The organism is Luteitalea sp. TBR-22, assembly GCF_016865485.1.
GTDB lineage: Bacteria > Acidobacteriota > Vicinamibacteria > Vicinamibacterales > Vicinamibacteraceae > Luteitalea.
Genome location: NZ_AP024452.1, coordinates 6,003,650 through 6,029,393, shown reverse-complemented (window position 1 = coordinate 6,029,393; position 25,744 = coordinate 6,003,650). Strand labels below are relative to the sequence as shown.

At 70.1% G+C, this 25,744-nt stretch carries 21 protein-coding genes and 1 pseudogene; 7 read left to right on the top strand and 15 right to left on the bottom strand.

Translation table 11 applies throughout. The features are described 5' to 3' along the window. Window positions 1-80 precede the first annotated feature (80 nt). From TBR22_RS24840 to TBR22_RS24830, 3 genes and pseudogenes are all read left to right on the top strand, one after another. Complete coding sequence (locus TBR22_RS24840) at window positions 81-1,115, top strand: FemAB family XrtA/PEP-CTERM system-associated protein (protein ID WP_239490534.1); 1,035 nt, start codon at window positions 81-83, stop codon at window positions 1,113-1,115. Between the two features lie 14 nt (window positions 1,116-1,129). Beyond that, window positions 1,130-1,348 (top strand): annotated as a pseudogene (locus TBR22_RS27005) (aldehyde dehydrogenase family protein); the annotation flags it as partial. A gap of 244 nt (window positions 1,349-1,592) precedes the next feature. Beyond that, complete coding sequence (locus TBR22_RS24830) at window positions 1,593-2,105, top strand: PEP-CTERM sorting domain-containing protein (RefSeq protein ID WP_239490532.1); 513 nt, start codon at window positions 1,593-1,595, stop codon at window positions 2,103-2,105. Window positions 2,106-2,454: 349 nt separating this feature from the next. Here TBR22_RS24830 and TBR22_RS24825 read toward each other — a convergent pair whose 3' ends face one another. The 3 genes from TBR22_RS24825 to TBR22_RS24815 are packed head-to-tail and all read right to left on the bottom strand — an operon-like array spanning window position 2,455 to window position 7,454. Then, a complete protein-coding gene (locus TBR22_RS24825; protein WP_239490531.1) occupies window positions 2,455-5,322 on the bottom strand; it encodes a SpoIIE family protein phosphatase in 2,868 nt (955 codons plus the stop codon). 7 nt (window positions 5,323-5,329) lie between these two features. After that, window positions 5,330-6,757, bottom strand: a complete 1,428-nt coding sequence (locus TBR22_RS24820; protein WP_239490530.1) for a PhoPQ-activated pathogenicity-related family protein — start codon at window positions 6,755-6,757, stop codon at window positions 5,330-5,332. Between the two features lie 16 nt (window positions 6,758-6,773). Beyond that, window positions 6,774-7,454, bottom strand: a complete 681-nt coding sequence (locus TBR22_RS24815) for an alpha/beta fold hydrolase (protein WP_239490529.1) — start codon at window positions 7,452-7,454, stop codon at window positions 6,774-6,776. Between the two features lie 152 nt (window positions 7,455-7,606). On the opposite strand from TBR22_RS24815, the gene TBR22_RS24810 reads away from it, so the two are divergent. After that, a complete protein-coding gene (locus TBR22_RS24810; RefSeq protein WP_239490528.1) occupies window positions 7,607-8,599 on the top strand; it encodes a phosphotriesterase in 993 nt (330 codons plus the stop codon). 194 nt (window positions 8,600-8,793) lie between these two features. Here TBR22_RS24810 and TBR22_RS24805 read toward each other — a convergent pair whose 3' ends face one another. Next, a complete protein-coding gene (locus TBR22_RS24805) occupies window positions 8,794-9,189 on the bottom strand; it encodes a nuclear transport factor 2 family protein (RefSeq protein ID WP_239490527.1) in 396 nt (131 codons plus the stop codon). 123 nt (window positions 9,190-9,312) lie between these two features. Here TBR22_RS24805 and TBR22_RS24800 point away from each other — a divergent pair, with 123 nt between their 5' ends. From TBR22_RS24800 to TBR22_RS24790, 3 genes are all read left to right on the top strand, one after another. After that, entirely contained in the window at window positions 9,313-10,116 is an 804-nt protein-coding gene (locus TBR22_RS24800) for a bifunctional 2-polyprenyl-6-hydroxyphenol methylase/3-demethylubiquinol 3-O-methyltransferase UbiG (RefSeq protein ID WP_239490526.1), read from the top strand. 14 nt (window positions 10,117-10,130) lie between these two features. Beyond that, a complete protein-coding gene (locus TBR22_RS24795; protein WP_239490525.1) occupies window positions 10,131-11,153 on the top strand; it encodes an RNA methyltransferase in 1,023 nt (340 codons plus the stop codon). A gap of 211 nt (window positions 11,154-11,364) precedes the next feature. After that, window positions 11,365-12,204, top strand: a complete 840-nt coding sequence (locus tag TBR22_RS24790) for a hypothetical protein (protein WP_239490524.1) — start codon at window positions 11,365-11,367, stop codon at window positions 12,202-12,204. A gap of 70 nt (window positions 12,205-12,274) precedes the next feature. Here TBR22_RS24790 and TBR22_RS24785 read toward each other — a convergent pair whose 3' ends face one another. The 11 genes from TBR22_RS24785 to TBR22_RS24735 all read right to left on the bottom strand — a co-directional run bounded on the left by TBR22_RS24785 (window position 12,275) and on the right by TBR22_RS24735 (window position 25,728). After that, window positions 12,275-12,427, bottom strand: coding sequence for a hypothetical protein (locus tag TBR22_RS24785; protein ID WP_239490523.1), 153 nt, complete (start codon window positions 12,425-12,427; stop codon window positions 12,275-12,277). A 289-nt stretch (window positions 12,428-12,716) separates the two neighbouring features. Then, window positions 12,717-15,656 (bottom strand): TonB-dependent receptor, encoded by a 2,940-nt coding sequence (locus TBR22_RS24780; RefSeq protein WP_239490522.1) that lies wholly within the window; start codon window positions 15,654-15,656, stop codon window positions 12,717-12,719. A gap of 389 nt (window positions 15,657-16,045) precedes the next feature. Further along, on the bottom strand, window positions 16,046-16,936 hold the full coding sequence (locus TBR22_RS24775) for a SirB1 family protein (protein WP_239490521.1): 891 nt from the start codon (window positions 16,934-16,936) through the stop codon (window positions 16,046-16,048). Beyond that, the gene (locus TBR22_RS24770) at window positions 16,933-17,631 is read right to left on the bottom strand and encodes an HAD family phosphatase (protein WP_239490520.1); all 699 of its coding nucleotides are present in this window, start codon (window positions 17,629-17,631) and stop codon (window positions 16,933-16,935) included. The genes TBR22_RS24775 and TBR22_RS24770 overlap by 4 nt, the downstream gene beginning before the upstream one ends. Then, window positions 17,632-18,252 carry a DUF1684 domain-containing protein gene (locus tag TBR22_RS24765; protein WP_239490519.1) on the bottom strand — a complete coding sequence of 207 codons (621 nt, stop codon included), beginning with the start codon at window positions 18,250-18,252 and terminating at the stop codon, window positions 17,632-17,634. A 26-nt stretch (window positions 18,253-18,278) separates the two neighbouring features. Beyond that, the gene (locus TBR22_RS24760) at window positions 18,279-20,018 is read right to left on the bottom strand and encodes an acyl-CoA dehydrogenase family protein (RefSeq protein ID WP_239490518.1); all 1,740 of its coding nucleotides are present in this window, start codon (window positions 20,016-20,018) and stop codon (window positions 18,279-18,281) included. Window positions 20,019-20,139: 121 nt separating this feature from the next. Next, on the bottom strand, window positions 20,140-20,922 hold the full coding sequence (locus TBR22_RS24755) for a 1,4-dihydroxy-6-naphthoate synthase (protein ID WP_239490517.1): 783 nt from the start codon (window positions 20,920-20,922) through the stop codon (window positions 20,140-20,142). After that, window positions 20,910-21,482, bottom strand: coding sequence for a hypothetical protein (locus tag TBR22_RS24750; RefSeq protein WP_239490516.1), 573 nt, complete (start codon window positions 21,480-21,482; stop codon window positions 20,910-20,912). Before TBR22_RS24750 ends, TBR22_RS24755 begins: the two co-directional genes overlap by 13 nt. Window positions 21,483-21,500: 18 nt before the next feature. Next, a complete protein-coding gene (locus TBR22_RS24745; RefSeq protein WP_239490515.1) occupies window positions 21,501-22,679 on the bottom strand; it encodes an acetyl-CoA C-acyltransferase in 1,179 nt (392 codons plus the stop codon). Next, entirely contained in the window at window positions 22,676-23,443 is a 768-nt protein-coding gene (locus TBR22_RS24740) for an alpha/beta fold hydrolase (protein WP_239490514.1), read from the bottom strand. Before TBR22_RS24740 ends, TBR22_RS24745 begins: the two co-directional genes overlap by 4 nt. Continuing rightward, window positions 23,443-25,728, bottom strand: coding sequence for a 3-hydroxyacyl-CoA dehydrogenase/enoyl-CoA hydratase family protein (locus TBR22_RS24735; protein ID WP_239490513.1), 2,286 nt, complete (start codon window positions 25,726-25,728; stop codon window positions 23,443-23,445). The genes TBR22_RS24740 and TBR22_RS24735 overlap by 1 nt, the downstream gene beginning before the upstream one ends. Window positions 25,729-25,744: the final 16 nt, after the last annotated feature.

Below are 25,744 nucleotides of genomic sequence, written 5' to 3'. Positions count from 1 at the left end.
TGGTTAACAGCCCGCCCTGACCGTCTGCTAGCCTAGGACGTTCGGTCGGCCGGCGCCTGCCGGACGGTCGCAGCCCGCCAATGTCCGACACCCTCACGGTCTCCCTCGAAACCACGCGCGGCGACTGGGACGCCTTCGTCGCCTCCCATCCGCAGGCCACCGCCTATCACGACTGGAACTGGCGCGAGGTGTTCGGCCCCGTCTTCGGCCACGAGCCGCTCTACCTGGCCGCCCGTCGGGCCGGTGCCATCGTCGGCGTGCTGCCGGTGGTCGGCTTCCGGAGCCGGCTGTTCGGGAAGTTCTTCTGCTCGCTGCCGTTCGTCAACTACGGCGGCGTCCTCGCCACGACACCGGAGGCGGCCGCGCCCCTGCTTGCCGAGGCGACGCGCCTGGCGCGTGACCGGGGCGCCGCGCACGTCGAGCTCCGCCACGTCGCGCGCCAACTCCCCGAGGCGCCCGTCCGGCAGCACAAGGTCACCATGCTGCTGCCGCTGAAGGAGTCGGCCGAGGCGCAGTGGACCGCGCTCGACAACAAGGTCCGCAACATGATCCGGAAGGCCGAGAAGAGCGAGCTGACCAGCGAGAGCGGCGGCGCCGAGCTCCTCGATGCCTTCTATGCCGTGTTCAGCGTGAACATGCGCGACCTCGGCACGCCGGTGTACCCGAAGCGCTTCTTCGCGGCGGTGCTGGCGGCGTGCGGACCGAAGGGGGCCCTGCACGTGGTGCGGCACAAGGGCCAGCCGGTCGCCGGGTCGATGACGATCGTCCACGCCGATCGCGTCGAGGTGCCCTGGGCGTCGGCCCTGCGCGAGGCGCGCAACATGAACCCCAACATGCTGCTGTACTGGCACATGCTGAAGGAGGTGATCGCGCGCGGCGGCACGGTGTTCGACTTCGGGCGGTCGACGCCGGGCGAGGGCACGTTCCTGTTCAAGAAGCAATGGAAGGCCGAGCCGGTGCCCCTGCACTGGGAGTACGCGCTCATCGCGCGCGACAGCCCGCCCGACCAGAGCCCCGGCAGCGGCAAGTTCGCGATGGCCATCGAGATGTGGAAGAAGCTGCCGGTGCCCGTGGCGAACACGATCGGGCCGCTCATCATCGGGAACATCCCCTAGACCGACGAGGCCGTCAGGCAGCCTTCGGCGCCTTCATGAACCAGGGCCAGATCTGCATGTCGACCGAGCGGCTCATCGTCGTCGATGCCGTGGCCGACGCGTTTGCCGAGAAGTTCGCGGCCAAGGCGGCCAGCATCCCCCCGCGACCCGCGCGAGGGCGGGCGCCGCTCGGGGCCGTCGTCGCTCAGCGAACCGTCAGCCATGTGAATGGGTTGATCGACGATGCGACGTCGAAGGCCTTGCGGCTCCTTCGGAGCAGTACGGCAGGGTGGCGCCATTTGTCTGCTTAGGCATGAACTGCGTCCGTCCCTGGAAGGCCGACATCGTCACTATCGAATGTAACTCCGCATGCCGTCGGGGGCGCCGTTCTTGCAACGGACGAGTCGCTCGCCGGGGCATGAGACAGCCCGTGTCGTCCTGACACGCGCCGGTCGCGACCATGGCCCACGCAACCTGGACGGCGCGCAGGGAGATTGCATGCGGAAGGTGTTACGAGCCGTCGCTGTCGTGGCGGCATTGGGACTGGGGACCGGACAGGCAGCGGCGGCACCCATCACGACGCCTGGCGATTACGTGTTCACCAACGGACTGACGGGGACGTTCACGAGCGACGGCACCAAGCTGACGAAATGGTCGATCCGGGTGCCAGCTGGCACCTGGTGGGATGAGGGCAGGCCATGGGACAGTAGCCTCGTCCTGCCGACCAACCCCATGGGATTTCAGCTCGTCGGGCGCAACAACACCCTCGAGTTCGCCACCGGGATACTCCTGTCCTCGGACTTGCTGTTCATCAATTGGGAGACTGGCGCCTATAGCGAGAGACGAAGTGCTCCCCTGTGCGGACTCTTCGGCATTCCATGTCCGAGCGGGTCGTTGACTTTCAGGCTCGTCACGACGCCACCCCCACCGACCGTCCCTGAACCAGCCACGCTCGCCCTCATGGCCCTTGGCTCGCTCGGCGTCGGCCTGGTCCGGCGACGCCAGGCATAGTCGCACGACACGCGCAGCATTCCAGGCCCGGCCCCGTGCCGGGCTTGGTGCATCACGTGTGTCGGACGCGGAGCGTATTGCCGTCGTTGCTGCCGACGTTCATCGCCAGGTCCACCGTTGACTTGGTCTGCCGGGGCCGGTCTAACGTCGTCAAGTCCTGGTGAGCGTACGGGACCGGCAGCGTCACACCGCGATTGGTGGGATGCGGTTGCACCTTGCGGATCGGATCGGCTGGGAGGAGACAGCTCGGGTCACACGCCTGGAGGAGCGAGGCGAATCGATCTCCGCTTTGGTAAGGAGGCCTCTCCAAGGCGTCCGCGCCCCCGCAGATCGGTGACCCCAACCGAGCCTAGTTGACCCGGATCGCGATGACCGTCTGGTCGTCGTGCTGAGCAGCGCCGGCAGCGTGTTCGCCGGCTGCGGCGTTCACCGCGCTCACGATCCCGGCGACGGGCGTGTTCGATCGCGCGAGGCGCGTGAAGAGCGCCTCGAGGCGTTCCTCGCCGAACTCGTCGCGCTCGGCATCGTAGGCCTCGGTGATGCCGTCGCTCACCAGCAGGAACACGTCGCCCGGCGCGTACGACACCTTGCGCTCCTCGAGTTCCACCCCGAACAACTCGCCCGCGACCAGGCCGAGGCCGAGGCCGCGCGGCAGCACACGCGTCACCGTGCCGGTCGCCGCCTGCCAGTGGTACAGGGGCAGGTGGCCGGCGCGCACGACCGTCGCCTCCCGCGTCCGCGTGTCGAAGAACGCGCCCAGCACGGTCACGAAGGCGCGCTTCTCCATGTCGCGCCCGAGCAGGTCGTTGGTGCGCACCAGCAACTGGCGCGGCGGCAGCCCGAAGCCGTGCAGGCTGCGCACGATCCCCTGCAGCTTCGACATGTAGAGCGCCGCCGACGTGCCCTTGCCGCTCACGTCGCCGATCATCACGCCAAGACGCCCCTCGACGCCCTCGAGGTAGTCGAAGTAGTCGCCGCCGACCTCCTGCGCGGGCACCGACACGCCCGCCACGTCGAGGCCCGGCACGTTGGGCGGCCGCTGCGGCAGCGACTCGAGCTGGATGCGCCGCGCGATGGCGAGTTCCTGGCGCACGCGCTCCTGGGCGGCCAGGTTCTCGTACAGGAACGCGTTCTCGACGAGCAGCGCGGCCCGCCCGGCGACGGCGCCGAGGAACGCGAAGTCGTCGGCCGTGTACGCGGCCTCCGACAGCTTCTCGCCCACGAAAATCACCCCACGCAGTTCGTCGTGCCCGCCGATGGGGTAGAGGTAGTGCACCTGCGCCCGGCGCAGCGCCAGTCGGAGCCGCGGCGGCGCGTACTCGGTGTCGAGCTCGCCTTCGCGCGCGCTGCGGAGCACCGAGACCGCCTCTTCCACGCACCCGCTGCAGAAGATGTCCCAATCGCCGCCCTCGAACCCGATTGAACGCTTCGAGCTCACCAGGCGCTCGCCCTGCACGAACACGACGCCGGCCCGCTTGACCGGCATCAGCCGGCTCATCACGGTCAGCAGGCCCTCCGCGAGCCCGTCGAGGTCCATGCGCGGGCCCATCACCTCGGTGACCTCGCGCCCCGCGCGCTGGTAGTCGTATCCGCCCTGGTAGTACTGCTCGGCGAGGAAGCGGTGACCGCGCTTGAGCAGCGCGCGGAAGGCGTACGCAAACACCACCGCGCCCGCGATGAGCACGCCCTTCTCGAACACGTCGTTGCGCACCGCCTCCATGGGCGTCGGCATCACCTCGAGCGCATCCTGCGTCAGCCGCACGTTCGGCAGCACGAGTTCGACGTGCATCATCCGCCACCAGAGCCACAGCCCCGCGGCCACGACCGTCGTCGTCCACGCCGAGCTGATGACGAGGTACTGCACGTTGCGCCTGAGGCGCAGGTCGAGCTCGAGGAGGCGGTAGCGGCCGATGACGAGCAGGTACACCGCGAGCACGCCGAGCAGCAGCAGTGCGCCGAAGCTCTGGATCAGCGACACGGTGGCCGGAGTCGTGGGACCACGACGCGAGCCGATCACGCCGACCACGACGGTGACGATCGCGAAGATCACGGCGATCGATGTCGCCACCGACACCGGACCCGCAATCTGCCGGTCCTCCGGACTGTAGGACTTCCGGGTGCCGGCGGCCGCGAGGCCGGCATAGATCAGCACGATGACGGCGCTCGGCACGAACAGGCCGTCGATGTTGACCGAGGCCTTCCACGTGAATGCGAGCGTCGCGATCGCCAGCAGCACCGCCAGCACGTAGGCGCCCCTGAGCGTCCGCTTGCGTGCCACCAATCCAGGCCGCTCGCGCGGGAAGTACTTCAGGGCGTGCAGCCACAGGACGATCCCCAGCGTCGCCGACAGCGCGAGCGCCACGTCCGAGCTGAACAGGTACCAGGTCGGCATCGTCCGGCGCGGGTGGTTGAGGATGACCGCGATGGCAAATCCCGTCCCGATCCAGCCGAGCCCGAGGTACAAGGCCGCCTTGATGTGCGTGCGCAAGGTGGCGAACAGCGTCCCGCTGACGATGTAGAGGAAGCCGACGACGAACAGCAGCAGCGCACCGGTGCCGACGCCGAACGCCTTGAGCCGCACCTCGAGGGTCAGCGTCTCGCCGCCGCGCAGCACGTCGTAGGCGCTGGCGCGCCCGACCTGCGACGTGCGCATGATCCGGTCGGCATCGGCGGACCCGGCGAAGCCCTCGCCGTTGATGCGCGTGATCACGTCGCCCGGCAGCATGCCCGCCAGGTCGGACGCGCCGCCGGGGGTCACCTGCATCACCAGCACCGTGTTCTCGATGGAGCGGATTGCCTCGCGCAGCTCGGCGGCGGGCACGACCACCGAGACGACCTGTTTCAGGCGCGCCCGCAGGACCGTGACCTCGACGCGGTCGCGCGTCGCGAGCGCCTCCCTCGCGCCGGTGGCGCCGTTGAAGATCCGCTGGCCGTCGAACTCCATCAGCACGTCGCCGGGCTCGACCGACGAGGCGGCCGACACCTGGCGAGGCACCAGCGGCGCCGGCGGGCCGTCGATGGCGCGAGGCGTGCCGGGCGTGCCGGCGACCCGCTCGACCACGTACACCCGCGACAGCGGGTCGATGAACAGGTTCTCGTCGGTCGCGGCACGACCGACGATGAACAGGTTGAGCGCGGCGAGAACGGCCAGCGTGATGCCGAGCACGGCGATGGCCGCGCGCAGCAGTGCCCGTGGGCGGCTGGTCGTCGGGGTCATCTCGGCGTCAGGGCTGCGACGGCACCGCCGGCTGGCCGGGGCGGGGCGCGGCGAACGGCAGCACGTCGGGCATCACGCGGACGCCGGTCGAGAAGGTGAGCGGGGCCGGGCCGCCGACGTCGAACACGACCTCGAGGAAGCCGGCCGTGAAGCCCTTGCCCGGAGCCTCGACCTTCGCGCGGTACACGCCGGACGCGTCGGGCTCGACAGGCGTGCCCTTCCACACGGCGCCGAGCGTCTCGACCCTGAAGTCGCGGGCGTTCGGGTTGGTGGCCTGCCAGAACGTCACCTTCGTCGGCCTGGTCTCCGGCGCGATCTCGAGGACGCCGTCCTTGCCGGCCTTCCACGTGAACTTCGGGCGTGGCGTGTTCCTCACGATCGACGCGTAGAACCCGAGCAGGTCCGTCGGTGCGTTGGAGCCTTTCAGCGAGTGGTCGGCATTGGGCGTGTAGCGCAGGTACTTCTCGCCCTTCAGGTCGTCGAAGTAGAACTGCCACGAGTCGGGCAGGAAGAACTGGTCGCCGCTGGCGTTGATGATGTACTTCGGGATCGTCAGGCGGTTGCGGTACGAGTACGGCTCGACGAGCGCGAGCAGCTTGTCGAAGCGCGGGTCGTTCATGCGGTCCATGATCCCGTGCGTCACGTAGTCGCCGACCGCCGGCGCCCAGAACCCGTAGGCGCGGTAGTGATGGATCATCGACGGCCGCATGTTGAGCACGTCGATCACGGCCGGCATGATCGCCACCACGCGGCTGTCCACCGCGGCGGTCGTCCACGTCGTCCAGCCGCGCTTGGAGCCGCCGGAGACGACGAACTTCGTGATGGCGCGGCGCCCGCCCTCGGGCGACTGCGCGAAGGCCTGCACCGTGTCCATCGCGCGCACCGCGGCCTTGGTCATCGGGAACCGCGCCAGCCACTGGTCGTCGCCGCCATCGAGGAACTTGCGCCAGCCGTAGGCGATGAGGTCGTCCTCCTTGCGGGCCACGCCGTCGTTGAAGAACGTCAGCGGCTGGTTCGGGATCATCCGCAGCTCGGTGACGATCGTCTTCGTGCGCGCGGCGATCGCGGCCAGCATCGCGTCGGTCTTCGGCGTCGCCGGGCGGTCGTTGCCGCCGCCGGCGATGAACAGCAGGGACGTGTCGCTCTCGACCGTCTCCGGCCGGATGACCGTGAGGTAGTGCTTCCACTCGGTGCGGTCGACCTCGCCGGGCTTGCGCCACGTCTGCGACGTCATCTCGATCGTGGTCACCACCAGCGTGCCTTCCTGGCGCGTGCCGACGACCGCCCACTTGTAGGCCGGGTCGGGCGTGGCGACGTAGCGATCGAGCGACGTGGCCGACGCGTCGGCAAGCGGGACGCGCAGCGGTTGCGCCAGCGAGGGGACAGCGGTGGCGAGCAGCCCCAGCAGGGCAGTGGAGAGCAGGCGGATGGACATCAGGACGGGACCTCGTTCAGCCGATGGCGGCGGGCTGCAGTGTATCAAGCCACTGCGACACCGCGTCGGCGACGCGGGCGTACTCGTCGGCCTGCCTGGCGTCGCGCGCCCGCACCTCGAAGCCGTGCCCGCCGAAGGGCATGTCGACGACCGTGGGGTGGGCTCCCGCGGCAGCGAACTCGCGGCGGATGTCGTCGGGGCCGCCGAACGGGTCGCGCCCGCCCTGCACCACCAGCAGGGCCACCCGGATCGCGCCGAGGTGGGCGACTCGGAGCTGCTCAGGCTTGCCGGGCGGGTGGAGGGGGTACCCCAGCGCGACACAGCCCCGAACCGCAGCCGGAGCGTCCGGCTCCGCCACGAGCATCGTCGCCATGCGCCCGCCCATCGACTTGCCGCCGATCGCCAGGGGGACGTCGGGCCAGCGGCGCGCGACGTCGTCGACGACGGCCCGCCACGCCGCGATCAGGACGGGCGCTCGGTCGGGCACCTTCCGGCGGGCGGTGACGTAAGGGAAGTCGAACGTCACGACGCGGACGCCGCGTGCGGCGAGGTCGGCGGCCCGCGCCCGCATCCAGGGGTGCGCCTGCCCGGCCCCGGCGCCGTGGGCGAGGATCAGCGTATGGCGCGCCGGCCCTTCCGGGTCGTACTGCGTCGCCAGGAGGTCGCCGGCCGATGACCCGATGCTGAACGCCTGCATCCGGACATTCTAAGTGCCCGTGAGAGGGCTCAAGGCTCACGGCTCAGGGCTCAGAAACCATGCTGATGAAGGGCCTGCACCCCTCCGGCCGCTGTGCCGCAGTGAGCTCTCTGAGTCTTGAGCCCTGAGCCTTGAGCCGTCATGATCACCCCATGCTCGACCGTCGCTCCTTCCTCGCCTCCCTCTCGGCGCTGGCCGCGGCGCCGTCCGTGCTGTCCGCGCAGGACGGAATGGTCGCCACCGTCACCGGCGACGTGCCGGTGCGCGACCTCGGCATGGTGCTCATGCACGAGCACGTGCTGGTGGATTTCATCGGGGCCGACAGGGTCAGCCGCAGCCGCTACAACGCCGACGAGGTGTTCGAGGTGGCGCTACCGCACCTGCGTGAGGTGAAGGAACTCGGCTGCCGCACCCTCGTGGACGCGACGCCGGCGTTCCTCGGCAGGAACGTCGCCCTGCTCCAGCGGCTGTCGGAAGCGTCGGGGCTGCTCATCGTGAGCAACACGGGGTACTACGGCGCGGCGGGCGACAAGCACCTGCCGGCGCACGCCTTCAAGGAGTCGGCGCGCGAGCTCGCGCAGCGCTGGATCAACGAGGCCCGGCGCGGCATCGACGGCACCGACATCCTGCCAGGCTTCATGAAGATCGGCGTCGACGGCGTGGAGCTCTCCGATGTGGATCGCAAGCTCGTGGAGGCCGCCGGTATCGCGCACAAGGAAACGGGCCTGCCGATCGCCTCGCACACGGGCGCCGGGCCGGCCCACCAGGAACTCGACGTGCTCGAGCAGGCCGGCGTGCCGCTCGACGCGTTCATCTGGGTGCACGCGCAAGCGGCAGACGATGCGCAGCTCAAGCGCGCGGCGGAGCGCGGCGCGTGGGTGGAGTTCGACGGCGTCGGTCCCGACACCGTGGACCGTCACGTGCAGCTCGTGAAGATGATGGCCGAGGCGGGTCACCTCGGGCGCGTGCTGGTGTCGCACGACGCGGGTTGGTATCACGTCGGCGAGGAGCGCGGCGGCAACTTTCGCCCGTTCGACACGGTGTTCCGCCGCTTCGTGCCGGCGGTGCGCGAGGCGCTCGGCGAGGAGGCGGTCACGCGGCTGATGGTGACCAACCCCGCCCGCGCCCTGGCGCGTCGGCGCTAGGCTGCCACTGCTTCACGACTCTTCAGGCGTCCGCATCCACGCTGGGATGTTGGCCCCCTCAGCGTCGGGCAAGCCCGACGCCTACGCTTCAAGTCCAGGGGGCTGTAGCCGTCGGCCTTGGCCGACGGTCGATGAATGACGTGCAGCGTACTCATGCGTGCGGCGCAGGCACTCTGCCCAACTCCAGCAAGCGGCTACAGCGGCATCAGGCGGGCCCACTGCTCCGTGTCGGTGTATTGCTGGAACGCGACGATCTTCCCGTCGGCGAACCGGTACACGTGACAGAACGGCGCGGCGATCGTGGCGCCGGTGGCCTTCATCGTGCCGCCGTAGTCGCCGAGCACCACCACGTGGTCGCCGCCGTCGATCCAGGTGTGCGGCACCGCAGTGAACCCGTCGATCGCTGCGAGCAGCCTGCCGAACACGCCCTCGCCGATGGCTTGCGGCCCGACGTAGGGGTTGCGATCGGCGAGCGGATTGCCCGGCGCCTCGCGCCACTCGATGGCGGGGTCCATCGCGCCGAACAGCACGGAGGGATCGTTGCGGCCAAACGCGGCATACGCCGCCTTGATGTTCTCGAATGGTGTCATGCGAATCTCCATGAGGTGTCCGGTGCCCGGTGCCCGGAAATCCGGTGCCCGGTCCTCATCTGAAAATGCGTGCGCGGATGCTAGCACATGCGTATCCGGGCCAACTCGCGTACGATGCCGGCCATGTCACACCTGATCACCGTCTTGGGACTCGTCGCGCTCGTGCTGGGGCAGCCCGCAGCCCCGGCGACTGACGATGCAAAGCTGTGGGCGCACTACGAAACGTGGGTGGCGACGCTGCCCGCGCTGCCGCCGGGCGAGCGGGTGCCGGTGGCCGACAGGTACGCCGCGCAACTGGCAACCGAAGGCATATCGAAGGAGGAGGCGGCGCGTCGATTCGAGCGGATCAACGTGCTCCGCCGCGCGTCGTCGGCCCGCGAGGCGGTGTACTGGAACGCCTCGTTCAAGTCGGGCGGCGGACCGGATGCGCCGCTGCAGTTGCTGCAGGAAGCCGTGCGTCACCTGAAGCCGGGACGGGCCATCGAGCCGGGCATCGGACGTGGGCGCAACGCCATCTGGCTTGCCGGTCAGGGCTGGGACATCACAGGATATGACATCGCGAAGGACGCGCTCACCGCGACGCAGGCGGCGGCCGCGAAGGCCGGCGTCAAGGTCACCACGCTCGAGGGCAACCACGACACCTTCGACTTCGGCACCGCGCAGTGGGACATGATTCTCTGCGCGTACTGCTTCATGCAGGCCGACGACCCGCGCTGGCCCGTCGCCTTCGCGCGCGCCCTCAAGCCTGGCGGCATCGTCGTGTTCCAGTCGTCGGTGCTCACGCGCCGGAGCGTGGCGGAGCTGGCTGCGATCTGGAAGGACTTCCACATCCTGCGCGCCGAGGATCTGGACGCCGGCATGGAGCAGAACGACTGGGCGCCGTCGCGAACCGTCCCGACCGCGCGCCTGGTGGCCCGCAAGCGCTGATGCCTTACAGTGGCGTGGACTGGACTGTGGCCCTCGCCGACCCGATCGCCCTTCGGGTTCGGGGCCTGTTCCTCGCCGAGGGACGGCTGGTCATCGAGGGACTGCTGGCGTCCGGGCGGGGCGACGCCATCGTGTCGGTGCTCGCGACCCCCGCGGCGGCGCAGGCGCTCGCGCTGGAGGCCAGGCTGGGCGACCGCCTCGAGATCCGCTCGCCCCGCGAGATGGAGGCCGTCACCGGCTTCAACTTCCATCGTGGCGTGCTTGCGCTGGTGCGTCGTCCGGAAACGCTCACCGTCGACGATGTGCTGTCGATGGGCGTCTCGGTTCCTCCGCTGACGTGCCCTGACCGTCGCGCAAGCGCGACGGCTACGTCCGGTGATGGCGTGACGGCGGCGTCCGGAGATGGCGCCTCGTCGTCTGCCCCTGGCGCGACGGCGACGTCCGTTGATGGAGCGGTGGCTGGTGCTGACGTGATCGAAGGCTCTGCCGTTGCGGTCGGCGACTCCCGACTCCCGACTCCCGACTCCCGCGCCCTGCTCGTCGTCCTCGAACACCTCGTCGACGTCGACAACATCGGCAGCTGCTTTCGCAACGCGCGGGCGTTCGGGGCGGTGGGCGTGCTGATCGACGACCGATGTGCGGACCCGCTGTACCGGAAGGCTGTTCGCACGTCGCAGGGCGCGGTCCTCGACGTGCCGTGGGCGGCCGCGCCAATCGACCGGATCCTCGCGTCGCTGGCTCGAGACGGAGTCAGCAGCATCGGCATGACGCCGCGCGGTGTTGCGGGAGGCCGTGCGCCCGCGCCTCTCGCGGACGTGATCGCAGGCCTCGACCCGCAGCGGCCGGCGGCGGTCGTGGTGGGCAACGAAGGCAGCGGCCTGAGCGCGGAGGCGCTCGCAGCCTGCACGCACCTGGCGTGCATTCGCATGGCCACAGGCGCCGACTCGATCAACGTCGCGACGGCGTTGGCGATTGCGCTCTATCAGATCACCGAGGGCTCAGGACTCAGGGCTCAAGGCTCAGAAGGCGGACCATAGAACGGCTCAAGGCTCAGGGCTCAAGGCTCAGAAGGCCGACCATGGAAGCGGCTCGAGGCTCAAGACTCAGGGCTCAAAGCGCTTCACAGCCGGGGAAGGCTTTGCGCGGGCGCCGGGGCGTGCACTGGTAACATCAGGACTGCTCCCGGAGACTCTCGAGTTGCCACATATCAACGGCCTGGCGCGACGTTCAGTCTGCATCATCGCCGTGATGACTGGCGGGCTGGCCTGCTCGACGATCTCCTTCGCGCAGATTGGGGTGATGGACCTGTCGCGGCCGCCACGGCAGGAGCGGTCCGTGGAGGTGCGGCCCACCTTGCCCCTGTGGGTGGCGATGCCGAGGGAGGCGCGCATCCTCACCAGTGACGGCCTCGAGATGCGTCCCCTCAGGAACTCCGCGGTCACCTACGAGAACGCGAAGCTCGGCGTGCTGGTCGGCGCGCTGGTCAACGCCGGCGGGTGCGCCCGCAACCTCACGGTGCGCCTGCAGTACACCGACGACCACTGGCGCCCGATGGGCGATCCCATCGAGAACGAGGCGCGGGTCAGCCACGTGGATCCCGGCGCTGCCTTGCCCTACAGGTTCCGCCTGCGACGCAACGACGAGTTCGCGGCGCCGCCGTCCGGCTACATCGTGCAGGTCACCGAGGAGGGCAAGCCCGTCGCCGCGCCGCTGCAGTGGGTGGACCGGAACCGGAAGACCGACGCCTCACCCTGCCCGGCAACAGACCTCGTCACGTCGATCACCGAGAAGAGGCGGCGGGCGACGCTGAGTGGCTACAGGGTCGACGGGATGCTGACCGTGCAGAGCGGCGGCCCGGTGCGTCCAGACGGCCTCATGCTGACGGCGCTGCTCCTCGACGAGGCCGGTGAGGTGCTTGAAGTGCTCACCGGGATCCCCGAGCCGAAGCCGAAGGAACTGCCCACCGGGCTCATCGAGAACGCGCATGCGATCCCGTTCAGCCTCTCGACAGGGATCCCGCTCGGCAAGGCCGTGCACACGGTCAGGTTCTTCGCCGAGCTGCTGTCCGACGCGCGATTGGCGCAATGATGCCGCCGCGCCAGCCGATCCGTTCGAGTTCCTGAGCCCTCAGCCCTGAGCCCTCAGCCCTGATCCGTGCCTACTGCGCCTTCCGACAGTCGGCGTGCTGGCAGTAGCAGCGGAACTCTGTCTCGGGCGCCGACTTGCAGTACTCGTTGCAGTACTTCTGGCTCACCGGGATCTGGCACGTGCAACTGGGATGCGCGCACTTGTGCGTGGCGTTCGGGTCCATGAGTGCCTCCGATGCGCGGAGTATGCGCCCACCCGTCACGCGCCGGCCAGCGCGTCGCACATGCCGATATGTCGATGCTGCGGATCGAGGGCGGGCGAACGGCGCGGTCGGCCACCTCCGCGCGGCGCGCTTCGGCGCCCAGGGCGACCGCGCCCTACCCATGAGCGAAAAAGGGCGAGCACCCGAGTGGATGCCCGCCCTTCCGTGATTCCCGAAGTCCGTGGGCCGGACTCGGAGAGCCGGCCCTACCTTGCCGGGCCCTGCTCTCTGAGCCCTGCCCTGAGCCCTTCTAGAACACCACCCGCACGCCGAGGCGCAGCACGCGCGGCGCGACGATGCCGGTGACGTTGTTGGCGGTCGCCGCCGCCTGGTTCAGGTTCCGCGTGAGCACGGTGTTCACGTTGAACACGTTGAAGATGTCCAGGCTGCCCTCGACGCTGCGGCGGCCGAACGAGAAGCGCTTGGCGACCCGCGCGTCCATCATCTGGAACTTGTCGTAGCGGCTCTCGCCGAAGGGCTCGAGGACCAGGTTGACGGCGCCGGCCGCGCCCGTGCGGTTGGGCGACAGGATGCGCTGCGGGAAGAGGTACCCGTCGCGGATCTGGTAGGTCGCGCCGAGGTTGATGTCCCAGGGCGCCGTGTACACGCCGGCGATCTTGAACATGTGCTTGGCGTTGACGAACACGTTGTCGATGCCCGATCCGCCGGCTTCCACCGCGTACTGGTGACCGTTGAAGATCTGCAGGTTGGTCGGGTCGAACGTCGCGCTGTAGCCCTGGATGCTGTCGAAGTTGTCGACCGCGTCGTTGTAGGCGTAGTTCATGTCGAGCATCCAGCGGTCGGCCATCCGCTTGGTGAAGGTGGCCTCGATGCCGTTGAAGTCACGCGTGTAGCCGCCGCGGTTCACGAGGCGCTGCGTGCCGGGGATGCTGATGTTCGGCTGGAAGTAGGTGAGCTGCGGGCAGGACGGCGCCGCCGCCGCGCAGGTCGGCTGGTAGGTGACCGGCGACCAGTTCGACGCGTCGATGCCGACGCGCTGGTCGAAGCGGAAGTCGGAGTAGCTGCGGTAGATGTAGCTCAGCGACACCGCCATCCGGTTGGTCAGCTGGTGATCGACCGTTGCCGTCCATTCCACGGTCCTGTCGTTTTTCAGCCCCGAGTCCACCGTGTTGGTGGTGCCGAGGAAGCCCGGGTTGTCCGGGTTGTAGTTGCCGCTGAAGGTGATGACCGCCGAGCGCTGCAGGTTGACCTCGTTGATCTGCACGAAGCGGTCGCCGTTGGCGTCGTTCCAGGGGAACGAGATGCTGGCAGCGCTCACGGGGTTGAGCGTGCCCGACAGGCTACCCGGCGCGATCTGGCCGTAGTAGACCGAGAAGGACGAGCGCGCCACCGTGCGGCCCGTGCCGAAGACGTCGTAGCCGACGCCGAGGCGAGGCGACCAGTTGCTGAACACGACGCCGGAGTCGGCGCCCTGGAAGGCGATGCCGGGCAGCCACTGCGGGATCAGCCGGTTGGCCTCGACCGTGCTCGCGAGCGCCGAGTCGTCCTGGCGGTCCCAGCGGATGCCGGCCGTCAGCGTCAGCTTGTTGCGCGTGTAGGTGTCCTGCGCGAACACGCTGTGGGTGGTCATCGCGTACTCGGTGGCGGCACTGCGCCAGAACTGCGCGCGCTCGGGCACGCCGTTGCGCGTCTGCGCGTACACGTCGCCGCCGTACACCGTCGTGGAACTCGCCGGGGTGTCGCGGAAGTTGTAGCCGATCTTGAAGGCGTGGTCACCACCGAGGGTCGCGGGCTTGAAGTACGTCGTCGTCAGGTTCACGCTCGTCGCCGGGCGGTCGAACTCCGACTGGTTGAACGAGCGCTCCCAGCGGCCCGTGCCGAGGTCGTTCAGCGGCTGGATGTCGCGGTTGGCCGGGTCCTGGAACAGGAGGCCGAAGCCACCGCCGACGTACGCGTAGGCCGCCTCGGCGATCCAGCGGTCGTTGAACACGTGCCGGTCGCTGGCCTTGTGCGTCCAGACCGGGCCTTCCTGGATGTAGGTGGTCTCGAACGGGCGCGTGTCGCTGGCGTCGCGTGCGTTGCGGATCTTGTCGGCGAAGTTGCTGTGCCAGGTGAACGTGTTGCCCGAGAAGAGCAGCGCGCTGCCCTTGATGTTGTAGTTGTCGAGCACCGTCAGGTCGGTGTTGAGGCACTCGTTGATCGCGTCCACCGGCAGCGACTGCGCGAGGGGGTCTGAGGCGTTCACCGGGCAGCCGGGCCGCTTCTGGTAGAAGTTGACCACGCCGACCTTGATGTCGTTCTTCGAGTACGAGCCCCAGAACCAGGCACGGCCCTTCCAGATCGGGCCGCCGCCCTCGATGCCGTAGTCCTTGATGTTCTGGATGGGCGCGCCCGAGCGCGCGCCCTGGGCGCGGAGTTCCTCGGTGAGGTTCACCGAGCCGAGCGACTCGTCGGTCCAGTAGTAGCGGCCCGAGCCACGGATCGTGTCGCTGCCGCTCTTGGTCACCAGGTTGATGCCGACGCCACCGGTCTGCTGCGTCACGTCGTTGCCGCCGGTGCTGATCTGCATCTCCTGCAGCATGTCGAAGTCGTAGTACACCGCCGAGGCGCCGGTGGCGGCCTGGTCGGTGATGTCCACGCCGTCGAGCAGCCACTTGTTGTTCGTGGTGGTGGCGCCGCGCGAGATGTAGCCCGACTGCTGGCCCGACTGGCTGCCGCCGACGTTGGCGCGGTCCATGGCGATGCCCGGCGTGCGCTCGAGCATGACCCACGGGTCACGGGCCGAGGGCACGTTCTGCAACTGTTCCTGCGTGTAGTTGCTCTTGGTGCCCGTCTTGCGGGTGTCGACGATCGGCGCCTCGCTCGAGACCGTCACCGTCTCCTGCAGGGCCGAGACCTCCAGCGTCGCATTGGTCGTGGTGTTCGACCCGACGCCCACCGCCACTCGTTCCACGATCACCGTGCGGAAGCCGGTCAGCTCGAACTTGACCACGTACGTGTTGCCCGGCTGCAGGCCCGGGAACTGGTAGGTCCCCGTCTCGCCGGTCGTCGCCGTCAGCGGCTGAATCAGCGCGCCACCCGAGACCGTCACCACCACGCCGGGGAGCACGGCCCCCGACGCGTCGGCCACACGGCCGACGATATCGCCTGTCGGGGCCTGCGCCGTTGCCGGCGTCACGCCCACGAGCAGGCCAAGCAGCGCCACAAGGGCGAGCAATCTGCCTCTCATCCGTTCCTCCTCCAGGGTGCCCATCCACTGCCGGCCCGCCAATCGCGGGAACGGCCCGGCCCATCCGCAGACTGGTGGGTGGGCCGATGGCCGCCGGGAGCCCTCACTCCCGGGAAAACCGCCATCGACCGTCCGCAGGCAGGGCCGAACCGCTGGCCTGCGGGGACGAACCCGCCAGTTGCGGCTGACCTTTAGCAACCCTCCTGCCAGGGAGGACGGGCTGATGAAACCTGGTGTTTTGGCGACTTCAGAGGTCCGCGATCACCGCGGATACAGGATCTTTGGATCGTACGAATCCAAGGAACCGTTCTTCTTTGCGAGACGAAGTGGTCAGGCCAGACGGCGAAGTCCGCTCGGCTCTGGAGCCGAGGAGCGGCCGGGAGGCCGCCTCAGTTGAGCGAGGCGACCCGGCGACGCAGGTTCTTCACGTGTTCCCAGACGGCCTCGAACTCTTCCTTGACGTCGGTGTCGTCGGCCTCGGCACGGCTATGGCGGGCCGTGAGGGCGAGATACCGCTCGAGGTCGGCGAGGGCCGCGCCGTACCGACCCATCTGGTAGGCCAGCAGTCCCCGATCGCGCAGTTCGGTCAACGAGGTAGGGTCGAGCGCGAGGAGCAGGTCCGACACGTCGCGAGCCTGGGCGAACGAGCGGAGCTTCGCGTATGCCCGCTTCAGGTTCACCAGCATGCGCACGAGGATCTGCGTCTTGAACGCCGGCGCCAGCAGGCCGCGCTCGAACCGCGCCCCCTCGCCGGCGTGCCGCGCCAGCATCCTGGCGCAATCGCGCTCGGTGAGGACGATGCCGCCATGGAAGGGATCGAGGATCAGGTCCTCGGTCGGCGCGGCATCCCCGAGCATGCCTTTGCAGCGCACCAGGAAGTGGCCGGGGAAGTTCACGCCCTCGAGCCACAGGCCCACCCGCCGGCCGACGTGCAGGTAGATGATCGACAGCGTGATCGGGATGCCGGTGCGGCGCGTGATCACGTCGTTCAGGAAGCTGTTGCGCGGGTCGTCGTACTCGCCGACGTTGCCGGTGAAGCCCTCGGTGTCGAACAGGAACTGCCCGAGCTGCTGCACGTGGCCGAGCACGTCGCCGGGCGCCGCCGAGGCCTGCACGAACGACGTCGTCCGGTCGGCCAGCCGCTGCAGCGCCTCCATCGTGTCGTCCGCGCGCAGGTGCGGGTGCTCCAGCCGCGCGAGCTGCAGCGCCGCCTCGGCCAGGTCGTCCTCGCCCGGCCGCTGTGCCAGCGCCACGAAGGCGTCCATCTCGGCGCGGGTCACGCGAGCGCCTCGCGGGCGACGAGATCTTCCAGGTCCTGGATCGTCACGTCGGCGATCGACGCGCGGATCGCCTCGGCGCTGGGCAGGCGATCGGCGGTGTACGAGGTCAGCACACCCATCGTCCGCAAGCCGGCGCCGCGCGCCGACTGCAGGCCCCACTCCGAGTCCTCGATGGCCACCACGTCCGAGGGCTGCGCGCCTGGCGCGATGGCGCCGCGCTCGCGCAGCAGCTCGAACGCCCGCGCATACGGGTCGGGGGCGGGCTTGCTCCGCGGCGTCTCGCCGGCAGAGACGATGATCGGGAAGTGCGGCCGCAGTCCGCTGCGATCGAGGATCAGCTCGATCTCGTGTCGCAGGGCGCCGGACGCGATGGCCACCGGCACGTGCGCCGATACCCTCGCCACGCACTCCGCCGCGCCCGGGTACAGTGCGTGGTCGCCGATCGCCTCCGGAAACAACTCCTTCTTCGTTTCGATCAGCGCCTCGAGTTCGGCCTCGCCGATCGACAGCCCGCGATCGCGCAGCACGTGGACGAAGGCATCGCGGTCGCTGTACCCCAGATACTGCGCGTAGTACTCCTCGGCGCTCAGGGTGATGCCGATGCGATCGAGCACCACCTGGAAGACCTGCAGGTGCACCGGCTCGCTGTCGGCGAGCACTCCGTCGAAGTCGAACACCACTGCGGCGAGCGCCACTTACGGCTTCCTCATGCGCTCACCGGCGCGGATCGGCATCGAGAGCCGGTTCTCGGCCGGGGGGATCGGGCAGTCGTACCGTGCGTCGTAGTAGCAGTACGGCTGGTAGGCCATGTTGAAGTCGAGGTCGTACAGGCCTGTCGGCGTGCGGGTCAGGTCGAGGTAGCGGCCAGACGAGTACGTCTCGAGGCCCGCGGTGAGGTCGCGGAACGGCACGAACAGCCGCTGCGCCGCGACGTCCTCGGCCGAGATGAACGCCGTGAGTTCGTGGGTCTGGCCGTGCAGCGAGAACTTCAGCTTGCCGGCCTTGCGCATCTGCCGACGCTGGCCCGTCGACGTCGGCATCTCGAATGCCGGCGACTCGGCGTCGGGCAGCCGCGCGAGCGATGCCGGCGTGCGGTACGACGGGTCGATGGGGTAGTAGGCCAGCGGCACGAACCGGTCCATCTCGGCCTTCGGTACCGGCGAGTCCTGGGCCTCGCGGAACATCGCATCCTTCTCGGCACGGTGCGCGGCGACGCTCGTGGCGTGGTCCACCTGCGGCGGCTGCGTCGAGCAGGCCGCGAGCGTGACCGCGACCGCGGCGGCCGGCAGGGTACGCGCCAGCAACGGGAATCTCACAAGGCAAGCATACCGTGCCGTGATGGCTAGCCGAACACTGCGGCGGGCCGCGCCAGGCAGGCCGCCGCCAGGTCCCGTCGCCACGGCCGCTGGTCGATCGCGGGCACCTTCAGCATGCGTCGCGCGCCGGCCAGGGCGATGCGCAGCGTGTCGCCGTCGAGCACTGCTGGCAGCGCCCGCCTGAGCAGCGCATCCCCGCGCAGGGCACCCTCCACGGCGGCGAGGCAGGCCGCCTCGCGATGCGCGGCCGCGACCGGCGAGTCGCGCTCGAGCACCCGCGCCAGGCGCAGGGCGACGCTGTCGACGGCGTAGGCCTCGATGGCCGCATCGGCGACCCACGTGAGCACTTCCTGCTCCTCGGCCAGTGCCTCCCGGTAGCGCTGCATCGCCGCACCGAGAAGGAGAACCGTGCACTTCCGGAGCCCGGCCGCGACATGCCGCACCAGGGCAACCGGCGCCTCGGGTGTCGGCGGCGCCATCGCGAGCCACTCGTCGGGCAGCGCCCTGGCCGCCGCGATCAGCGGGATCTCGCCCCTGGCCGCCCGTCGCGCGAGCTGTCCCGCCAGCAGCAGCCTGTTGATCTCGTTGGTCCCCTCGAAGATGCGGTTGACCCGCGCGTCCCGGTAGGCGCCCTCGGCCGGGTAATCGCGCACGAAGCCGTTGCCACCGTGAATCTGCACGTTCTCGTCGAGCACGTACTGCAGCGCCTCGCTCGAGAGCACCTTCAGGATGGCGGCTTCCACCGCGTGCTGCTCGAACACCCGCCCGAGGTCCTGGTGCGCCACGCCCTCGGCCTGCAGCGAGCCCGCCAGCCGGTACATCGCGCTCTCGGTGACGTACAACCGCGTGGCCATCTCGGCCAGCTTGGACTGGATGGCGCCGAACTGCGCGATGGGCTTGCCGAACTGCCGGCGCGAGGAGGCATAGGTGGCCGCATCGCGCAGCGCCTGCCGCATTCCGCCCGTGGTCATCGCCCCGAGCTTGAACCGACCGTAGTTCAGTACGGTGAACGCGACGCGATGCCCCTTGCCCACCTCGCCGAGCACGGCGTCGCCCGCGACGCGCACGCCCTGCAACAACAGCGGCGCCGTCGACGACCCGTGCAGCCCCATCTTGTGTTCTTCCCTGCCTGGTGACAGGCCGGGCGTCGTCCGCTCGACGAGGAATGCGGTGAAGTGCTGCCCGTCGACCTTCGCGAACACCACGTACAGGTCCGCGAAGCTGCAGTTGCTGATCCACAGCTTCTCGCCGTTCAGCTCGTAGCCGCCGTCAGGCAGCCGCGTCGCGGTGGCGCGCGCGCCGAGGGCATCCGATCCGGAACCCGCCTCGCTGAGGGCGTACGCGCCGACCAGCTCGCCCGACGCCAGCCGCGGGAGGTAGCGCGCCCGCTGCGCCTCGGTGCCGAACCACAGCACCGGCACGATGCACAGGCCCATGTGCGCGCCCGCGGTGGTGGCCAGCGACGCGTAGCGGCCGAAGGCCTCCGACACCAGCACGGAGCTGACGATGTCGAGGCCCACCCCGCCGAGGTCCTCGGGGACATCGACGCCGAGCAGGCCGAGGTCGCCCGCCTGCCGCAGCAGCGCGCGGGTGAGCGGCCAGTCCTTCGCCTCGAGGTCGTCGCGACGGGGCAGCACCTCCTGCTCCATGAACTGCAGCGCCGTCGCCGAGATGAGCCGGTGCTCCGCGCTACGGTCCTCGGGGGTGAACACCTCACTCGGCGACGTGTCGCCGAGCAGCCACGCGCCGCCATGTTGAGCATTCACGGTGCACCAACCGATCTGCCAACGGCGCGGTCGGAGGCCGCGCCCTACCCCTGTGTCGCTCGCGCTGCGCCCTACCCCTGTCGCTCGCGCTGCGCCCTGCCCCTGTCGTTCGTGGCCGGACCTACCCCTGCCCGACGAGGCGCTGGATGGCGCGCAGGCCCTCGTCGCCGACGTCCAGGCTGTGTTCGTTGACGTACAGCGCGATGTGCTGCGCGCAGACCTCCTCCGACATCTCCTGGGCGTGGGCGCGCACGTACACGCGGCTCGCCTCCGGGTGTGCGAAGGCGTAGGCCACCGACGCGCGAATCGCCGCGTCGGCCGCGGCACGCGTCTCGTCGTCGAGGTCGGCGCGGGCGCAGATGCCGGCCAGCGGCACCGGCAGGTGTGTCTCCTGCTCCCACCAGTCGCCCAGGTCGATCACCTTCACGAGACCGTGGTCGGCGTACGTGAAGCGGCTCTCGTGGATGATCAGCCCCGCGTCGACCTCGCCCGCCTCCACCGCTCGCAGGATCCGGTCGTAGCGCAGCTCGACGACGTCGTGCAGCGTCGGTGCCGCCAGCCGCAGGAGGCGGTAGGCGGTCGTCTCCCGGCCGGGGATCGCCATGCGTCCGGCCGCGGCGTCCTGCAGCGTCATCTCGCGCCGGGCCACGACGAGCGGCCCCACCCCGTGACCGAGCGCCGCGCCGCTGCGGAGCAGCCGATAGCGATCGCCGACCGCGGCGAACGCGCCGACGCTCAGCTTGGTGAGGTCGAACTCGCCCGAGTGGGCGCGCCTGTTGAGCTCCTCGATGTCGAGCAGCACGGGCCGCACGCGCAACGGCGTGTGCACGAGCCCGTGCGTGAGGGCATGGAAGGCGAACGTGTCGTTGGGACAGGGCGAATGGCCGAAGGTCAGTTCACGCACAGGGCCACTTCCTCGACGAGCCGCGGCGTGGCGGCGACGATGGCGGCGAACGCGGCCGCGAAATGCCACCGCGCCCGGTCTTCCTCCTCGATCTCGTTGGACACCGCGCGCACCTCGATGGCCGGCACGCCGGCCAGCTGCGCGGCCCGCAGCACCGCGAAGCCCTCCATCGCCTCGACGTCGGTGTCGAGGGTGCCGCCGATGCGTCCACTGGTGCCGATGGCGAGGACCAGTGCGCCCGGGCACGCGCGCCGGGCAGCCTCGACGAGACGCGGATCCCCGGTGAGGCGCGACGGCGCGAACCGCTCCGGCACGCCGAGGTCGTGATAGCGCGATTCCGTGCCGATGACGATGGTCGCCGGAGCCAGCGCGCGGCGTCGCCTCGCACCGCAGATGCCGACATGGACGATCGCCGCCGGCCTGTCCACGGCGATGGCCGCGGCCGTCGCCGCTCCGGCGTCGACGGGACCGACGCCGCACACCAGCGTGCGCCAGCCGTCGGCCGTCGCGAGCTCGCGGTCGGTGGCCGCGACGACGAGGATCCGTGAGCGATCAGCCATCGAACGTCGCGCGACCCGTCACAGCGCCTCGAACAAGCCGGCCGCGCCCATCCCGCCGCCCACGCACATCGTCACGATGCCGTAGCGGCCCTTCCGGCGACGGAGCTCGTGGACCAGCGTCGCCGTGAGCTTCGCGCCCGTGCAACCGAGGGGGTGCCCGAGCGCGATCGCCCCGCCGTTGACGTTGACCTTCGCCAGGTCGAGCTCGAGATCGTGGGCGCACGCGAGCACCTGGCTGGCGAACGCCTCGTTCAGCTCGAACAGGTCGATGTCGGCCAGCGCGAGTCCGGTGCGGGCCAGCAGCTTGCGCACCGCCGGCACCGGGCCGATCCCGAATCGCTCCGGCTCGACGCCCGCCGTCGCGTATGCCACGAGCCTGGCGATCGGCGCGATGCCGAGTTCCCGGGCGCGCGTTTCGCTCATCGCGACCACGGCCGCGGCGCCGTCACTCATCTGCGACGCGTTGCCGGCGGTGACCGTCCCCTGCACGTGGAACGCGGGGCGCAGCTTGCCGAGCGCCTCGATCGACGTGTCGGCGCGCGGACCTTCGTCGGCGCTCACGATCACGGACGCGGGTGCGAGCGCCGTGGCGCCGGCGGCGCCGATCCGCGCCACGGGAACGGGAACGATCTCATCGGCGAAGCGACCTGCCGCCTGCGCGGCGACGGCTCGCCGGTGACTCTCGAGCGCGTAGGCGTCCTGTGCCTGGCGTGAGATCCCGTGCTCGCGGGCGTGGTTCTCGGCCACCAGGCCCGTGGTGAGGTACACGTCGGGGTACGACGCGACCAGGCCCGGGTTGGGCGCGATCTTGTGGCCGCCCATCGGCACGAGGCTCATCGACTCGGTGCCGCCGGCGATGACGACGTCGGCCGCGCCGCTCCGGATGCGGTCGACGGCGGTCGCGATCGCCTCGAGTCCCGACGCGCAGAAGCGGTTCACCGTCACGGCTGCCGCCGAGTGCGGCACGCCGGCGCGCAGGCTGGCGATGCGCGCCACGTTCATGCCCTGCTCGGCCTCCGGCATCGCGCAGCCGAGGATCACGTCATCGATGGTCGAGGCGTCGAGCGTCGGCACGCGGTCCATGGCGGCCCTGATGGCGATCGCCGCGAGGTCGTCGGGGCGGACGTACTGGAACTGGCCGCGCGGGGCCTTGCCGACCGGTGTGCGGACGGCTGAGACGATGACGGCGTCGGTCACGGTAGTGTCTCCACGAATGCGGTGATCTCGCGCGCGAAGGCTTCCCGGCGCGTGACGATGCCCCAGTGGCCGGTCCTGTCGAGCGTGACGTGCCGGGCGTTGGGCAGCCAGTCCAGCATCCGGCAGCTCGCCTCGGCGGGCACGATGCGGTCCAGGCCCGGCTCGCCGGTGACCAGCAGCGTCGGCTGCGTCACGGACCGGCAATCGGACACGAAGTCCTCCGGCTCGATCAGTCTGATGCGTTGCGCCATGCGGTCGGGCGAATGCGGGGCGCGCATCACGCGGCCGATCAGTCCAAGGGCACGCGGCACCCACGCGGCGCCATGGGCAGCGCGCAACTCCGGCACGATGCGGCCCGGCGAGCCGGCGATGAATGCCGGGGCCATCAGGCGCGGGTGTGCGATCCATCGCCGGATCCGAGCGTCGGGCGCGAAGTCGGCGTTGAGCGGCGAGGCCAGCACGAGCGCCCGCACACGCTCGGGGTGACGCGCCGCCAGCCTGAGCGCGATGAGGCCGCCGTAAGAGACCCCACACACGACGGCCGGGCCGTCGGTGGCGCGGTTCAGCGCGTTCAGGGCCTGGCGGACGAGGTCGTCGAACGTCCGGGGCGGCGACGGGGGAACGGCGTCGCGCTCACCACTGAGCGAGTAGCTCACCACGCGATGATGGCGAGCCAGCTGCTGCACCGCCGGCCGTGCCCACTCCCACCGGCCCTGGATGCCCGGGATCAGCAGCAGGGTCGGTCCCTGTCCGGCGACGATCATCAGTTCCTCAGCGGCTTGCCGGTCTTCAACGTGTGCGCGATGCGCGCCTGCGTCTTCGGCTCGCCGCACAGGCTCAGGAACGCCTCGCGCTCGAGGTCGAGCACGTACGACTCCGGCACCTCCGTGGCGTGCGGCACGTCGCCGCCCGAGAGAATCCACGCGAGCTTCCTTCCGATCGTCGCGTCGTGGTCGCTGATGCGTCCCGCGCGATGGGCGAGGTGCACGCCGAGGTCGAGCGCGGCTCGCACGTCCGGCCCGCCGACCGGAATGGCCGCCGGTGCATGGCCCGGCAGGTAACCGGCAGCGCGGGCCTTCACGAGCGCACGGGCGTCGGCGTGCAGCCGGGAGCGGTGCATCGTGACGCCGTCGCCGTCGCGCAGGAAGCCGAGCTCGCGTGCCTGCGGGGCGCTGGTCGACACGGTGGCGAAACCGATCGTCTCGAACGCCTTCTGCACGAACGGGAGCAGGTCGGCCTGCCTGGACGCGCGCCGGTTGGCGGCCCGCCACAGCATCTCCTTGGTGCCGCACCCGGCCGGGATCAGGCCGACGCCGACCTCCGGCAGGCCCATGTACGTCTCGGCCGCCGCCTGCACGGCGCAGGCATGCAAGGACATCTCGGTGGCGCCACCGAGCGTGAGGCCGTTCACGGCGTTCACCACCGGCACCTGCGCATCGCGCAACGACAGCACGGTGGACTGGAACGCGCGGACCATTGCGTCCACCTCGTCCCAGTCGCCTTCCTGGGCCGCCATCACGAGGAGCATGAGGTTCGCGCCCGCGGAGAACGCCTGGCCCTGGGTGGCGATGAGCAGGCCGACGCCCTCCTGCTCGGCGCGGGCGATCCCGGCGCGGATCATCGCCAGCGTGTCGCCGCCGATGGCGTTCATCTTCGAGTGCAGCTCGACGGCGAAGATGCCCTCTCCGGTGTCGAGCACCGAGGCGGCCGCGTTGCTCTCGACGACGGCGTTCCGGGCGCGCGCGCCAGCGAGCACCAGCAGTTCCGCGGGCTCTGCCAGGAACGGCTGCGTCCTGACCGTGTTGCGGCCTGCCGCGAGTGCCTCGGCCAGCAAGGGGGGTGGCTCGGCGCCCATCGCCCCGACCAGCTCGCGAATGCCGACCGCGTCGATGGTCTCGAACGGCCCGAGTTCCCACCCGAACCCCCACCGCATCGCCCGATCCACATCGTCGATGTCGTGCGCGACGTGTTGCCATACGCGAGCGGCGTAGAGCAGCGTGTCGCCGAGCGTCGCCCTGGTGAACGCCGACTCCTCGGACGTCCCGAGCAGGAGCGCCTTGATGCGGGCCGCGGCGCCGCCGCGGACGTCGCGCAGCGCGTCGAGTGCCGGTCGTTGGACGGGCGTGCGCGGCACGTACGTGAACGTTGCCGGATCGAGCACGAGGATGTCGGAAGAGCCGCCCGCTCCCTTCACGCGCTTGAAGAACCCCTGACCGGCCTTCTCGCCGACCAGCCCGCGCTCGAGCATGCCGGCGACCCGCGGTCCCAGCGTGAACAGCCGCTTCAGGTCGGCGTCGGTCGTGCTCCTCGCGAAGTTGCCGGCCACGTAGGCGGCCACGTCCAGGCCGGTGATGTCGATGGTGCGGAACGTCGCGCTCTTGGGGCGGCCGATCGTCGGGCCGGTCAGTGCGTCGATGGCGTCGATGTCGAACGGCCCCTGCTCCCAGGCCTGCAGCACCTTGAACAGGCCGTACAGGCCGAGGTGGTTGGCGATGAAGTTGGGCGAGTCGCGGGCGACGACGACGCTGCGGCCGAGCCTGACCTCGAGCCAGTGCCGGGCGCGCGCGAGTGTCTCCTCGCTGGTGGCCGCCACCGGGATGACCTCCACCAGCGGCATGTACCGGGGCGGGTTGAAGAAGTGCGTGCCCAGCAGGTGCGCCGCGAAGGCCTCGGACCGGCCCTCGACCAGGCTCGCCAGCGGCAACCCCGAGGTGTTCGAGCTGACGATGGTGCGGGCGCCGCGCTGGGCGTCAATCCGGGCGAACAACTCGCGCTTGGGCTCCAGCTTCTCGACGATGGCTTCGATGATCCAGTCTGTCGCCGAGAAGTCGGCGTCCCCGATTGCCCCCGTACGGACCAGCGCGGCGTGGGCGGGCGTGAACAGCGGGTCGGGCTTGAGGGCCAGCGCGCGCTTCCAGCCGGCGGCCGCCGTGGCGGCATCGACGTCCACCAGGTGCACCTCGACGCCCGCGTTGGCCAGGTGCGCGGCGATCTGCGCGCCCATGGTTCCCGCACCGACGACAATCGCTGAACGAAGGCTCTTGTCCACGATAGGCGGATTATCC